A 12,559-nucleotide genomic window follows, 5' to 3' on the forward strand; every position below is an offset into this window, starting at 1 on the left:
TTTGGATCTAGGCAGATATCTATTTATTTTATGATTCGCTCAAAAAAGGTGCAGTTCTTTTAAGGATACTGCCCATAAAAAGTATATCAAAAAGGCAAAAGAATTGGCTATAAAAATTTTAGGCAAACAATTAAACATCCAGCTCAATGTCCGCAGAATAGACATGATGGACCTTTCCGCTGCTGTCTTCGATCATCAGGACTCCATCTTCTGTAATTCCAAGAGCCTTGCCATATATACTGCCGGTAATAGTTCTTGCAGTAAGGTTCTTACCAATGCTGACAGCATAACTTTCCCATAAAAGCTTAATCGGATAGAAGCCTTTATCTAAATACAGTTTATAAAGGTTTTCCAGTTTTGCCAGTAATACTCTAATCAGCTCCGCTCTTGAAAGCTTTTCGCCTTTTTCAATGGATATAGAAGTGGCAATGTCTTTAAGTTCATCTGGATAATCATCAAGCTCCTGGTTAACATTGATTCCGATGCCGATGATTATTGAAATAATGCGGTCTGCATCCGCCTGCAGTTCCGTCAGGATTCCTGTAACTTTCTTCCCGTTCATTAATATATCATTCGGCCATTTAATTTGCGGTGTTAAATCTGTCAGCTCTTCAATCGCCTGTACAACAGCCACCGCTGTAATGAGCGTCAGCTGCGGTGCTTTCGGAGGTGGAATATTCGGCCTCAGGATAACACTCATCCATACGCCTGTTGATTTCGGGGAATGCCATCTCCTGTCCATTCTTCCCCTGCCTGAAAGCTGTTCCTCCGCGATGACGACCGTTCCTTCCTGCGCACCTTCGTAAGCAAGGCGATGAGCAATCTTCTGTGTTGAGTCAACACTTTCTTCATGATGAATTTGACGGCCAAGTGTTTCAGTCTGCAGACCCAGCCTGATTTCATCAGGAGTAACCTTTTCAGGTGTTTTCGTAATCCGATATCCCTTTCTTCTGACCGCTTCCAGTTCAAAGCCTTCTTTCCTCAGCTCTTCAATATGCTTCCATACAGCCGTTCTTGAGCAGCCAATCAGGTCGGCTAAATACTGGCCTGAAAGGTATTCCTCCTTGCTCTTCGTAAAAGCATCAATCAATTTTTTCCTAATTTCTGATTGCAATTTATGAGCCACTCCCTTATGGATTCATTGCTATTATTCAATTCGCCGCGCAAGACAGCTTCCTCCGTTTTTTCAAGAATTGCTTTAATCCAGGGTCCAGGAGGTTTGCCAAACCAATCCATCAGGTTATCTCCGGTAAGCTGAAGATCGCTTCTCTCTTTAATCGGCAGGCAATTATATTGACTCACCAGGATATCGGTTCCCCTGTTTGAGTCCTCATGCACGATTACGTTGAGGACCCGCTCGGAGTTTAGTGAAACGCATCCTGCCTGGTAAAGGGAATAGGCATCCCACTTATTTTTGGCTCTATACCGAATCCATTTATTAATTGCCAATATCTTTTTTATTTTCTTTACAGGCAGTTTCCAGCTTTTGAAAAAGGCTTCAGCCTGCGACTCGTCCAAGTTAAAGATGCATGCAAGAAAGGCCCACATTTCATCCACTGTCAGTTCAGCTGCATTATAATCTTCTGCCTGCATTAATTCCTTTTGGAAGCCAGACATATTTGGCAGATACTTAGATAGTCCTGTTTCCCCAATTATCATAAGAGCTTTCATCCGGCTGGTTCCTGCTAATAGTTTTTCGAATTCTGCCAGCTTTCTTTCAACTGCAATGTTTTCAAGTAAATGAGCCAAAGATGCCAAAGCATCATAAGTGTTTTTTTCAATTTCGAATGCAAGCTGACTATAAAAGCGGACTGCTCTCATCATTCGAAGTGCATCTTCAGTAAATCTCTCAGCAGGCTGTCCAACGGTGCAGATTCTTTTCTCTTCTATTGCTCCCCTGCCGTTAAATGGATCAATAAGATGCCCTTTCTTATCCATAGCAATGGCGTTCATTGTAAAATCTCTTCTTTTCAAATCCTCTTTTAGAGACCTGATAAATTGAACCTTTGAAGGCCTCCTAAAATCCAGATATTCAGCCTCTGACCTGAAAGTTGTAATTTCATAGGGTATGCCATTATGCAGTACAACCACAGTGCCATGCTCGATGCCCACATCAAGTGTTCTTGGGAATATGATTTTGACTTCCTCAGGGGCAGCGGAAGTGGCAATATCGACGTCCGCAATTTCCTTGCCAAGGATAAAATCCCGTACTGAGCCTCCTACAAAATAGGCCTCATAACCTGCCGCTTCTATATTCTCGAGGACAGGAACTGCCCTTAAAAAAGCTTCATTCATCGAAGGTCACCTTTTTCCAAAAGTTCATAATAAAACTCTTCATATTGAATGACAATCTGACTGGCACTGAACCTTCCTTTAGCGAGTGAAATGGATTGGGAAGCAAACCTTTCAAGCAGGGGCACATCATTAAGCAGTTTAATTGCTTTTTTTGAGATATCAGTTATATCCCCCAGAGTACAAATATAACCTGTCTCACCGTCGCTGATTACTTCTGGAATTCCCCCAGTATTAGTGCCGATGCACGGCACTCCGCATGCCATTGCCTCGAGAGCAACAAGTCCAAAGCTTTCCTTTTCGGATAATAAGAGCATTAAATCACTGATGCTGTATAGCTCCTCCAGATTATCCTGTTTTCCCAAAAACAAGACCTTATCTTTAAGCTGCAGATCATTCACCAGCCTGCATATAACGGTCATTTCCGGTCCGTCTCCTACTAATAGCAGCTTGGAAGGAACTTCTTCCGTGATTTTTGCAAAAGCCTTAACAACATCAGGTACCCGCTTTACACCGCGAAAATTGGAAACATGGATGATAACCTTCTCATCCGGTTTTATGCCATATTCTTCTTTAAGATAAGCAGAGTCGGTTTTCTTGTATATTCTTTCATCTATAAAGTTATAAACTGCTCTTATAGATTTATCAGGTTTTATCAGGTCATAAGTTTGCGAAATGAGCGCATTGGATACAGCTGTAACGCCATCAGACTTTTCGATTCCGAAACGGATCGCATCTGTCAGGGATGGATCATACCCGAGAACTGTAATATCCGTTCCATGAAGGGTGGTCACAATCTTAATATCCGTGCCGCTCATCTGCTTAGCCAGAATCGCACAAACTGCATGCGGGATTGCATAATGCACATGAAGAAGGTCAAGTCCTTCACGTTTTATCACTTCTGCCATTTTACTTGCAAGCGCGATATCGTAAGGAGCATATTGGAACACGGAGTATTGATTTACATCTACCTGGTGATAAAAAATATTTGGGTACATCCTTTTCAGTCTAAAAGGGAGGCTTGATGAAATAAAATGTATTTCATGGCCTTTTTCAGCCAGCATTTTACCCAGTTCTGTTGCAACAACACCTGATCCTCCCACCGTGGGATAGCAGGTGATACCTATTTTTAATTTTTTTCTCATAATTCTCCACCGAATATATCCATATTAATCATTAAGGGCTTATTGACTTTAAAGCCCTCTGCATATTCCACCCCTGCCTGTTTTCCAAATAGGCCTTCCCTCGCTGCAACAGTCTCAATATAACCGTTGACAAGCGGAGTATCAAATGAACCAGGTTTTTTTACAAATTGACTTTGATAAGACTCCAGCCCTTCAGCTTTTTTATCCATAAAAGATGAGATATCAATTAGGAAGTCAGGCTTATGGAAACCATTTATCATGTAAAAGTGAAGGCTTTTCACCTTATGCGGAGCAAAATCCCCCCCTGTTTCGTATTTTCTTATTCCGGCCGAAAAGACGGCTTCTTCCACCAGCCGGGCACAATGGCCATGGTCAGGATGCCTGTCCTCCATGTAAGGTGCAAACACAAGAACAGGCTTGTATTTACGGATCATTTCCGCAATCTTTTTTATGTATTCCTGATTATAATATAAACCCCTGTCAGGCAGATTAAGTGTTTCCCGCACACTAACCCCCAGAATATCAGCTGCTTTCAGTGATTCCTCTTTACGGATTTCAACCGTCCCATTAGAAGAAAGCTCGGCCCGGGTCAAGTCGCATATTCCAATTTTTTTTCCGATTGAGGCAAATTTGGCAATTGTGCCGCCCATGCCAATTTCAACATCATCAGCATGCGCACCAAATGCCAGAATATCAAGATTATCCAGGTTCATTCATGTCACCTTTTTCACTTACAATATTCCTCCATGATAAATCATTGCGTTCCAGTCCTTTAATAATAATTTCAGCAGTGCCCATATTAGTCGCCAATGGGACGGCATATACATCACAGAGGCGCACCAAAGCTGAAACATCCGGCTCATGAGGCTGAACAGTCAGAGGATCTCTAAAGAAAAATACTACATCCATTTTATTGTTAGCAATTAAAGCACCAATTTCCTGGTCCCCGCCAAGTGGCCCAGACTGAAAACGATGAATGGAAAGGCCAGTTTCCTTCATGATGCGTGAACCGGTTGTTCCAGTAGCGTAAAGGGTATGTTCAGCAAGAATTGATTTATAGGCGATTGCAAATCTTACAATATCATCCTTTTTCTTATCATGGGCAATTAAGGCAATATTCATGTTGGCACCCCTTTCTAATCAATAATATTTTCGAGGCCGTAGACGAGAGTATCAATTTTTAAAACTGTATCGACAGCAAGTTTTACTCCAGACATAAAGGAAGCCCTGTTATAGGAGTCATGGCGGATGGTCAATGTTTGTCCCTCCGAACCGAACATAACCTGCTGATGAGCAATCAGGCCAGGAAGCCGTACAGAGTGTATATGCATGCCATCAAAGTTTGCGCCTCTTGCACCAGGAATCGTTTCCTTCTCCTGTGAATGGCCCTGCTCTTTGTTCTCTCTTACATCAGCAATCATTTCTGCTGTTTTCACTGCAGTTCCAGATGGAGCATCCAATTTCTGGTCATGGTGGAGCTCTATAATTTCCACATCGTTAAAATATCTTCCTGCTAATTGTGAGAATTTCATCATTAATACAGCACCAAGTGCAAAGTTTGGGGCAATAATGCAGCCGATTCCTTTTTCCTGGCAAAGTTCTTCAAGCTCTTTCAAATTTTCCTTCGAAAAGCCTGTTGTCCCAACAACTGGTCTAACACCATACTCCAGTGCAGTTTTCGTGTGGAACATTCCTACTTCCGGAGTGGTCAAATCAATAAGCACATCTGGTTTTAGTTCCTGAAAGCATAAGGCAAGATCTGTGTAAACCGGAACCTGGCCAAACTGTGAAAACCCTTCAAAATCGCCAAGAAAGCCTCCTCCATTTTTATGGTCGATCACTGCAGCTATTTCATAATTTTCTGTTCGATTAACAAGCTGGACGGCTTCACTTCCCATTCGTCCCCGCGGTCCCGCTATAACAATTTTAACTTTATCCATTGTTTTCTCTCCTTCTATTCTTCAATTCTTGTCCATCTGTCTTTATCACGTGTGCTGAATTTTTTCATGACACGATCGTGCGCTTCTTCCAAGTCAATATTTAAGGAATTAGCAAAGCATATTAGAACAAAAAGCATATCTCCAAGCTCTTCTTCGATCGCTTTTTCTTCCTCGGTGGATTTTTTGGGTTTTTCACCATAGTAATGGTTCACTTCCCTCGATAGTTCCCCAAGTTCTTCAGTCATTCTTGCAAGCATGGCCAATGGACTGAAATAACCTTCTTTAAATTGGCTTATGTATGTGTCTACTTCTGTTTGCATATCTTTCATTGATTTTGCTGATTGCATTTATTTCACCTCTGCTTTTTATAGGTGTATCTATATACGGAGATTACCACTTTTCATGTTAAGCTAAAGATCGGCTATTTTACAAATATTTTTTATCATCGAGCTTATTTGATTCCCCTCTGCCATCTTGTCCCGGAAAGGTCATTGCTCTTATATTCTGTATCTTATATAATTAGATACGCTTTGGTATTGTGATATTCAGGCAGTGGAGGGATAATATGCATTTTGGAGTAAAATTTAAGAATATTTTTTTCATTTTGCTTGGTGCGGCCATTTTTTCGTGGGGCCTTGTTCATTTTAATATGCAGAATAATTTGGCTGAAGGCGGATTCACCGGGATAACACTGCTGTTATATTTCCTGTTCAAGTGGGATCCTTCTTATACAAACTTGCTGCTGAATATACCCCTTTTCTTTATAGGGTGGAAACTTCTTGGCAGGAATGTTTTTGTTTACACGATTATCGGAACGGTCGCTGTGTCCATTTTCTTGTGGATTTTTCAGCGGTACCAGATCGAAATGCCTCTAAAAGAGGATTTAACTCTTGCTTCTCTATTCGCCGGAGTCTTCATCGGGATTGGACTTGGGACCATTTTCAGGTATGGGGGCACAACAGGCGGAGTGGATATAATCGCGAGGCTTACCCATAAGTACGCAGGGGTAAGCATGGGAAAAACGATGTTCATTTTTGACTTTTTTGTTATAGCACTTTCTTTAATTACATACTTGGATTACAGGGAGGCCATGTATACTCTTGTTGCTGTTTTTATCGGTGCCAAAGTAATTGATTTTATGCAAGAAGGCGCCTATGCAGCAAGGGGAGCGATGATCATTTCAGAACAAAATGAAGCGATTGCCGATAAAATCATGAAAGAAATGGACCGGGGTGTCACCGTGTTAAAAGGCCACGGCTCCTTCACTAAGATAGAACGGGAAGTGCTCTATTGTGTAGTTGGCCGCAATGAAATTGTTCGTTTGAAAAATGTCATCACAGCTGTTGATCCGCATGCATTTGTATCGGTTACAGCTGTCCATGACGTACTGGGGGAAGGCTTTACTCTGGATGAAAATAAAAAGCCGGTTGAACGCTAAAGAATAGATCCAGGAGATGCCATAATGGCATCTCTTTTTTCAGCAAAAAGAAAAAGCCAGCTAGTGGTCTTGCCCCTGTCAAGTAGACAACATAAAAAGCTAAGCAGTGAGCGCGTGTCGATATTCAATCGGCGCGCGTATCTTTAGTTTCTTTTGTCTTCGTTTGTAATGGTAGAGGTAATCCTCAAGAGCTTGTTCTAGTTCTTCTTCTGACTTACACTTATTTATATACAGCTTCTCGGTTTTGAGGTGTGAGAAGAACGATTCTACACTGGCATTGTCCAGGCAGTTTCCTTTTCGAGAGTGGCTGCCCTTGATGCCATAATCCTCTAATCGGCTGCTGTATAGCTTTGACGTATACTGGAAGCCTTGATCTGAATGGAGAACGGCTTCAGCTACGTCTTTTTTCTTTGTCCATTTTTCTACTGTATTTAACACAAGTTCCAGATCATTTCTCTTAGATAGCTCCCAACTTACTATTTCGTTATTAAAGAGATCCTGTATGACCGATACATAATAAAATTCTTCTCCAACAGACACATATGTTATATCCGTTACCATCTTTTGATTAGGTCCTGCAGCCCTGAAATTCCTTTTAAGGCGATTAGGGAAGAGGATAGAAGGACTACGACCGTGCCATTTTCTCTTCTTTCGGATGACTGATTGTATGTCCATTTCCATCATCAGCCTGCAGACCTTCTTGTGGTTAATTAAATACCCGTTTTCATTTAATTCATCTGTAATACGAGGCCGGCCAAATTCAGGATGCATGAAATGGATCCCCAAAATGTGCTCACGGATGACTTGTTCATCCTTAGCCTTCTCTTCCCGTTTAACATTCGTTTTTTTCCATTTGTAATAGCTAGCCGGTTTGATATAGGCAATCTCCAGCAGCCAGGAGACCGGATAGGTCCCCCTTAACTCATCAACCAGTTCATAATTTATTCTTCTGGGTATGTTTCCTCCTCCTTTACCAGATTTGGATACTGCTTTTTTAGAAATTCAACCTGTGCTTTTAAATAATCTCTTTCCTCTTCAACCGATTTAAATTTAGTCCTAGGCCTGCCTTTTAAAGGGTTAGAGACTCCTTTACGCTCATCAAATGGTACTCCATCTTTCCATTTCTTAACCCACACTTTAAGCTGGCTGCAGTGACGAATTCCCAATTCTTCTGACAACACTTTATAGCTCTTAGACCCATTCACGTATCTCATGACGGCATTATGTTTAAACTCCTCCGAATAGCTATTAAAAGTTTGTCCTTTCTTTGCCATAGAAAAAATCCCCTCCAAGTAGCATTCTTTCCTCCATGGTAACATGAAGGTTTTTTTGAATGTCTACTTAAAGGGGACATTAACACTAGCCGGCTTTTTTAAGATAACTATCTAGCAGCTTTTCTTACTCGGATCTTGTCATACCTGTGTAAATAAGGATTAAACGCAGCAATTCCAGCACAGCAACAGCTGCTGCCGCCACATATGTCAATGCAGCTGCATTCAAAACTTTTTTTGTTTCCCGTTCTTCATCGTTTCTGATAATTCCGAGGGACACTACCTGATCCATTGCACGATTAGAAGCATTGAACTCCACAGGAAGAGTGATAACCTGGAATACCACTGCAGCTGCCATAAAGATAATTCCCAGCAGCACCATTCCGCTCAATCCTGCAAAAAAACCGATCATGATCAGAATCCAGGAGAAGTTTGAACCAAGATTTGCAACAGGCACAAGCGCATGGCGAAAACGCAGAAAAGCGTAATCCTGATTATCCTGAATTGCATGGCCAACCTCATGGGCCGCAATGGCAGCTGCTGCCACTGAATGGCCGTGATAATTTGTTGCTGATAGCCTGACAGTTTTAGAACGCGGATCATAATGATCCGTTAAATGTCCCCTGGTCTCTTCCACGCCAACGTTATATAAGCCATTTTCATCCAGGATTCTTCTGGCTACTTCAGCACCTCTCATTTGTGTGGATGAAGGAATTTTTGAATATTTGCTGTAAGCTCCCTTAACTTTCATTTGTGCCCAGAGCGGAACAAGAATAATTATTGCAAAATAAATGAGATATCCTCCCATTTTGTTACCCCCCATCAAGCTGATCATGTTGAATTTTAACCGCTGGCTTTTCTCTCCAGCATATGAGTAGTTCTAATTATCTTTTTCCCATTTTCCTTTATTGCAAAACGGAAAAGACGCTCAATTATTCTTTTTGTTCAAAAATAAGGGTGTAGAAATTTTTGAACTTCGAGGACTGTCTAGCTACAGCACCTACCACCTGGAGGTCACAAGCTTGTCTAGTTACGGCTCCTAGGGACCCGGGGTCATAAGCCGTTTCCTTCCAGAAGGAACCATCTTATGCCTGTCGTCCCTGGGCAGTCGCCTCCACTTTTCGGTTTGTCTAGTTGCGGCTCCTAGGGACTCCACATTTCGGGGACTCCCCCCAAAAAGGCAAAGAACACCTTTTCATGAGGCTCGTCTTGTGCTTGAGGCACACAGGACAATGTAGGCTTCGTCAGCAAAAACATCGCACGACCGAAAGCGAAGCTTTTAGGAGGACGTGGCGTTCTTAGTCTGCGTTCCTTTGTGGGCAAGGCGCTTCCTCTTTTCTTATCACGATCTGTTTTTTTGTCTTGCCCTGTCTCCCTTATATTTTCTCCAGCCTACGTAAGATAATGTAATGATGATAATACTCCCGGTTGAAATGATTACCCACCAAAGGGATGGGTCCGTTTCATCTTCTGTCATTTCATCAAAGATTGTCTGCAGATCATTTTCCAATGCCGCCAGCTCCTGCTGACTTGCCTGCTGAGAAAGCACCTGCGGCCGATAATGATCGATAAAATTAATGCGTGCGTTCAGTTTTTGTACCTTTTCGGCATCAACATCAATTTTTAAACTGGGATAAATAACCTCATATAAAGACAAAAAGGAATTCAAATGTGAATGAAAGTTCTCGTTATTGCCTCTGTATGCCGCTTCCTTAACTTCTCCAAATACAGTCATAATCGGCTTCTCCATTTCGGTCCACAAAGGCTGATACTTTGAGGAGATTGCATCCATAACCAGGCGGAACTTTGTTGCATGATTCAGCCGTTCTTCATGGCTCATTGATGTATTGACAGCAGCTTGTACAGCATCATCATGAGAGACTGTAATAATCCGGAGTTCGTCCATTGTAAATGGCCTTTCCTTGCCATTCACAGCAACAAATTGCTCGGAAAAATACTCCAAAAGCTTCTTGGCATCCTCATACCTATGAAGCTTAACCATCTGTAAGGCTTCATTAGATAATTGATCTAATTTATCTATTTGTGTTGTCTTATCCGCAGACACCATTCCAGGCAATAACATAATAATGAATAAGAATGCGATTACTTTTCGCCTCATTAAACTTGTCCCCCCTCAAATTACTATTAGATAAATATGAAAAGAGGGACAAGGTTAGACCAGAAATTAATTCAGCCAGCCAGGATATTTCTTTCAAACAAACGAGGAACCAAATCACTCAATGGTTTGGATTAGGACAATCGGAGCACTATTTCACTATATCCAGACTAAACCGATTCTTTCTTAAGACGAAGTAATAAGCGGTTCCTAAGGAAAAAATACTGAGCCAAAATGTAAAGTAGCCAATTTGCGGTGTGTAAAGATTTAAAATAGGGTAGCGCGGCAGCATGAAAAAGACATAATCAATTACATCATTATGAAGAGTCCAAATTGCTGTTAAAACTAGATGCCATAGTTTAAAACGGTAGAATGGTGCATACAAAACACCCTGGACTGCCATTGCACCATGCGAGAAGATCAGCATGAGCGCTACAGGATCCAATTCACCTGTCACCTGAAAAACGAGCAAATTCATAACCACAGCCCATATTCCGTATTTAATAAGGGTTACAATAGCTAGCGCTTCAAACAGCGGCCAATTTTTGCCCAATAGAAAGGCGACAAGCACAAACATAAAAAACAGGCTCGCTGTAGGACTGTCCGGTACGAAAGGCAAAAAAATCGGCGGTGTATCGACAAGCTGCCACTTATACCATACATACCCATAAATTGTGCCTGCCGTGTTAATGACCAGTAGCAGTATCAGCATAGCTCTGCTGCCTAATAAAGGATAGATCCATTTCATATTTTGTTCTCCTTCTCTATGTACACGATTATTTCATTATTTTACCACACCAAATGCCTGTAAAAAAAACCGAACAATTTTTGTGCATAAAAAAGAAGCTGGCAGTGCCAGCTTCTTTACAAATTATTTGCTTTCAAGGCCAGAAATAAACTCAGCAAGCTTTTGAAGTTCTTCATCAGTGCCTTTGAACATTCCCGGAGGCATGGCGCCTTTACCGTTTTTAGCAATGTCAGCAACTTCTTCAGGTGTTAATCCAGTATCAACAAGTGCAGGTGAACCTGCTCCACCCTGAAGATCTCCTCCATGGCAGGAAATACAGCCGTTCGCTTCAAAAATCTTGTAGCCTTCGTCCTCTTTATCAAATTCTACTTCAGCTACAATCTTACCTTGCTGTGCAGCAGCTTCCCAGTCATGGTGTGCAACAGACTCCCAAGTCAGGAAAGTGATGCCGGCAAGAGCCAATAGCATGAAGCCAGTTGCTAAAGGACGCTTGGATGGGCGGCGTTCAGGTCCGCGGTCAATGAATGGCGCAAGCAGCAAAGCTCCAAATGCAAGACCCGGTATAATGAAAGCACCGATTGCATTATAAGGTCCTGAAGCATAGCTGTATTTCAGAAGCTGGTACAAGAACAGGAAGTACCAGTCTGGCAGCGGGATATAAGCTGTATCACTAGGATCAGCAATTTTTTCTAATGGCGGCTCATGCGCAATTGTCAAGCATAGGAAACCGATAAGGAATACAGCCCCTACCATCCATTCCTTTAACAGGAAGTTTGGCCAGAATGCTTCTGTTTTTCCTGGATATTCCGAATAGTCTTTCGGGATATTCGGTTTGCGTTCTGCAGGAACACGAGAGTCACCTACGAATTTCATACCTTTACCACGATGCATTGGGCGATTTCCCCTCCTTTTGCAATGATCAAAAAATTATTTCTTACAACGGTCCTGAAATACCCTGTTTACGAATCATAATAAAGTGGGCAGCCATTAACCCGAACAGTGCAGCCGGTAAGAAGAATACATGGATGGCAAAGAATCGGGTGATCGTCTGAGCGCCGACAATATCAGAATGTCCGGCAATAAGTATTTTCAGATATTCTCCAATCAGCGGAGTTGATTCTACGATCTGGATTGTTACTTTTGTAGCGAAAAGGGCTTTCATATCCCAAGGCAATAAGTAACCTGTCAGTCCAAGTGCAAGCATAATGAAGAAAATGAGCACTCCGACAATCCAGTTTAATTCACGGGGCTTCTTATAAGCTCCCTGGAAGAAAACACGTAACGTATGTAGGAACATCATTACGATTACCAAACTTGCTCCCCAGTGGTGCATTCCGCGGACAATCTGTCCAAATGCAACATGGTTCTGAAGATAATACACGGATTCCCATGCATTTTTAATATCCGGAACATAATACATTGTCAGGAACATACCGGATAAAATCTGAATTACAGTTACAAAAAACGTCAGACCGCCAAAACAGTAAACGAATGCAGAGAAATGATGTGCAGGGTTTACATGCTCTGGAACTTCGTGGTCAGCAATATCCCGCCAGATCGGCGTAATATCTAAACGTTCATCTACCCAATCATAAATTTTGTTTAACAA

15 protein-coding genes are annotated in these 12,559 nt (G+C 41.9%); 1 reads left to right on the forward strand and 14 read right to left on the reverse strand.

Annotation, left to right across the window (positions count from 1 at the left end; all coding sequences use genetic code 11):
• Window positions 1-130: 130 nt before the first annotated feature.
• Genes AC0VZ9_RS19600 through AC0VZ9_RS19630 form a run of 7 tightly spaced genes read right to left on the reverse strand, consistent with a single transcriptional unit; the run spans window position 131 to window position 5,724 of the window.
• Entirely contained in the window at window positions 131-1,114 is a 984-nt protein-coding gene (locus tag AC0VZ9_RS19600) for a biotin--[acetyl-CoA-carboxylase] ligase (protein ID WP_019380447.1), read from the reverse strand.
• Complete coding sequence (locus AC0VZ9_RS19605) at window positions 1,087-2,295, reverse strand: CCA tRNA nucleotidyltransferase (RefSeq protein WP_475396648.1); 1,209 nt, start codon at window positions 2,293-2,295, stop codon at window positions 1,087-1,089. The genes AC0VZ9_RS19600 and AC0VZ9_RS19605 overlap by 28 nt, the downstream gene beginning before the upstream one ends.
• Window positions 2,292-3,437 carry an N-acetyl-alpha-D-glucosaminyl L-malate synthase BshA gene (gene bshA, locus AC0VZ9_RS19610; RefSeq protein ID WP_475396649.1) on the reverse strand — a complete coding sequence of 382 codons (1,146 nt, stop codon included), beginning with the start codon at window positions 3,435-3,437 and terminating at the stop codon, window positions 2,292-2,294. Before bshA ends, AC0VZ9_RS19605 begins: the two co-directional genes overlap by 4 nt.
• The gene (gene bshB1, locus AC0VZ9_RS19615; protein ID WP_009332724.1) at window positions 3,434-4,150 is read right to left on the reverse strand and encodes a bacillithiol biosynthesis deacetylase BshB1; all 717 of its coding nucleotides are present in this window, start codon (window positions 4,148-4,150) and stop codon (window positions 3,434-3,436) included. Before bshB1 ends, bshA begins: the two co-directional genes overlap by 4 nt.
• Window positions 4,137-4,559 carry a methylglyoxal synthase gene (gene mgsA / locus AC0VZ9_RS19620; RefSeq protein WP_009332725.1) on the reverse strand — a complete coding sequence of 141 codons (423 nt, stop codon included), beginning with the start codon at window positions 4,557-4,559 and terminating at the stop codon, window positions 4,137-4,139. The genes bshB1 and mgsA overlap by 14 nt, the downstream gene beginning before the upstream one ends.
• A 14-nt stretch (window positions 4,560-4,573) precedes the next feature.
• Window positions 4,574-5,377: a 4-hydroxy-tetrahydrodipicolinate reductase gene (gene dapB, locus AC0VZ9_RS19625; RefSeq protein WP_009332726.1), complete on the reverse strand. Its 804-nt coding sequence runs from the start codon at window positions 5,375-5,377 to the stop codon at window positions 4,574-4,576.
• A 14-nt stretch (window positions 5,378-5,391) separates the two neighbouring features.
• On the reverse strand, window positions 5,392-5,724 hold the full coding sequence (locus tag AC0VZ9_RS19630) for a nucleotide pyrophosphohydrolase (protein WP_475396650.1): 333 nt from the start codon (window positions 5,722-5,724) through the stop codon (window positions 5,392-5,394).
• 218 nt (window positions 5,725-5,942) lie between these two features.
• Here AC0VZ9_RS19630 and AC0VZ9_RS19635 point away from each other — a divergent pair, with 218 nt between their 5' ends.
• Window positions 5,943-6,815 carry a YitT family protein gene (locus AC0VZ9_RS19635; protein ID WP_019380451.1) on the forward strand — a complete coding sequence of 291 codons (873 nt, stop codon included), beginning with the start codon at window positions 5,943-5,945 and terminating at the stop codon, window positions 6,813-6,815.
• Between the two features lie 99 nt (window positions 6,816-6,914).
• Here AC0VZ9_RS19635 and AC0VZ9_RS19640 read toward each other — a convergent pair whose 3' ends face one another.
• The 7 genes from AC0VZ9_RS19640 to qcrB form a co-directional block, all read right to left on the reverse strand.
• On the reverse strand, window positions 6,915-7,817 hold the full coding sequence (locus tag AC0VZ9_RS19640) for an IS3 family transposase (protein WP_475397519.1): 903 nt from the start codon (window positions 7,815-7,817) through the stop codon (window positions 6,915-6,917).
• Window positions 7,757-8,089 carry a transposase gene (locus AC0VZ9_RS19645; protein WP_034296489.1) on the reverse strand — a complete coding sequence of 111 codons (333 nt, stop codon included), beginning with the start codon at window positions 8,087-8,089 and terminating at the stop codon, window positions 7,757-7,759. The genes AC0VZ9_RS19640 and AC0VZ9_RS19645 overlap by 61 nt, the downstream gene beginning before the upstream one ends.
• A gap of 124 nt (window positions 8,090-8,213) precedes the next feature.
• Window positions 8,214-8,894, reverse strand: coding sequence for a zinc metallopeptidase (locus tag AC0VZ9_RS19650; RefSeq protein WP_019380396.1), 681 nt, complete (start codon window positions 8,892-8,894; stop codon window positions 8,214-8,216).
• Between the two features lie 534 nt (window positions 8,895-9,428).
• Window positions 9,429-10,205, reverse strand: coding sequence for a sporulation protein YpjB (gene ypjB / locus AC0VZ9_RS19655; RefSeq protein WP_009332733.1), 777 nt, complete (start codon window positions 10,203-10,205; stop codon window positions 9,429-9,431).
• Between the two features lie 148 nt (window positions 10,206-10,353).
• Entirely contained in the window at window positions 10,354-10,950 is a 597-nt protein-coding gene (lhaT, locus tag AC0VZ9_RS19660; protein WP_475396651.1) for a lipoprotein heptaprenylglyceryl N-acetyltransferase LhaT, read from the reverse strand.
• A gap of 123 nt (window positions 10,951-11,073) precedes the next feature.
• Window positions 11,074-11,841 (reverse strand): menaquinol-cytochrome c reductase cytochrome b/c subunit, encoded by a 768-nt coding sequence (locus AC0VZ9_RS19665; protein ID WP_009332735.1) that lies wholly within the window; start codon window positions 11,839-11,841, stop codon window positions 11,074-11,076.
• A 43-nt stretch (window positions 11,842-11,884) separates the two neighbouring features.
• The gene (gene qcrB, locus AC0VZ9_RS19670) at window positions 11,885-12,559 is read right to left on the reverse strand and encodes a menaquinol-cytochrome c reductase cytochrome b subunit (protein ID WP_009332736.1); all 675 of its coding nucleotides are present in this window, start codon (window positions 12,557-12,559) and stop codon (window positions 11,885-11,887) included.

The sequence above is a fragment of the Cytobacillus sp. QJM3NY_8 genome, from assembly GCF_056173585.1.

Bases quoted from the DNA above. Each gene is read 5' to 3' on its own strand.
- AC0VZ9_RS19605 (WP_475396648.1), bottom strand. From the start codon at position 2,295: ATGAATGAAGCTTTTTTAAGGGCAGTTCCTGTCCTCGAGAATATAGAA.
- bshA (WP_475396649.1), bottom strand. From the start codon at position 3,437: ATGAGAAAAAAATTAAAAATAGGTATCACCTGCTATCCCACGGTGGGA.
- bshB1 (WP_009332724.1), bottom strand. From the start codon at position 4,150: ATGAACCTGGATAATCTTGATATTCTGGCATTTGGTGCGCATGCTGAT.
- mgsA (WP_009332725.1), bottom strand. From the start codon at position 4,559: ATGAATATTGCCTTAATTGCCCATGATAAGAAAAAGGATGATATTGTA.
- dapB (WP_009332726.1), bottom strand. From the start codon at position 5,377: ATGGATAAAGTTAAAATTGTTATAGCGGGACCGCGGGGACGAATGGGA.
- AC0VZ9_RS19630 (WP_475396650.1), bottom strand. From the start codon at position 5,724: ATGCAATCAGCAAAATCAATGAAAGATATGCAAACAGAAGTAGACACA.
- AC0VZ9_RS19635 (WP_019380451.1), top strand. From the start codon at position 5,943: ATGCATTTTGGAGTAAAATTTAAGAATATTTTTTTCATTTTGCTTGGT.
- AC0VZ9_RS19645 (WP_034296489.1), bottom strand. From the start codon at position 8,089: ATGGCAAAGAAAGGACAAACTTTTAATAGCTATTCGGAGGAGTTTAAA.
- AC0VZ9_RS19650 (WP_019380396.1), bottom strand. From the start codon at position 8,894: ATGGGAGGATATCTCATTTATTTTGCAATAATTATTCTTGTTCCGCTC.
- ypjB (WP_009332733.1), bottom strand. From the start codon at position 10,205: ATGAGGCGAAAAGTAATCGCATTCTTATTCATTATTATGTTATTGCCT.
- lhaT (WP_475396651.1), bottom strand. From the start codon at position 10,950: ATGAAATGGATCTATCCTTTATTAGGCAGCAGAGCTATGCTGATACTG.
- AC0VZ9_RS19665 (WP_009332735.1), bottom strand. From the start codon at position 11,841: ATGCATCGTGGTAAAGGTATGAAATTCGTAGGTGACTCTCGTGTTCCT.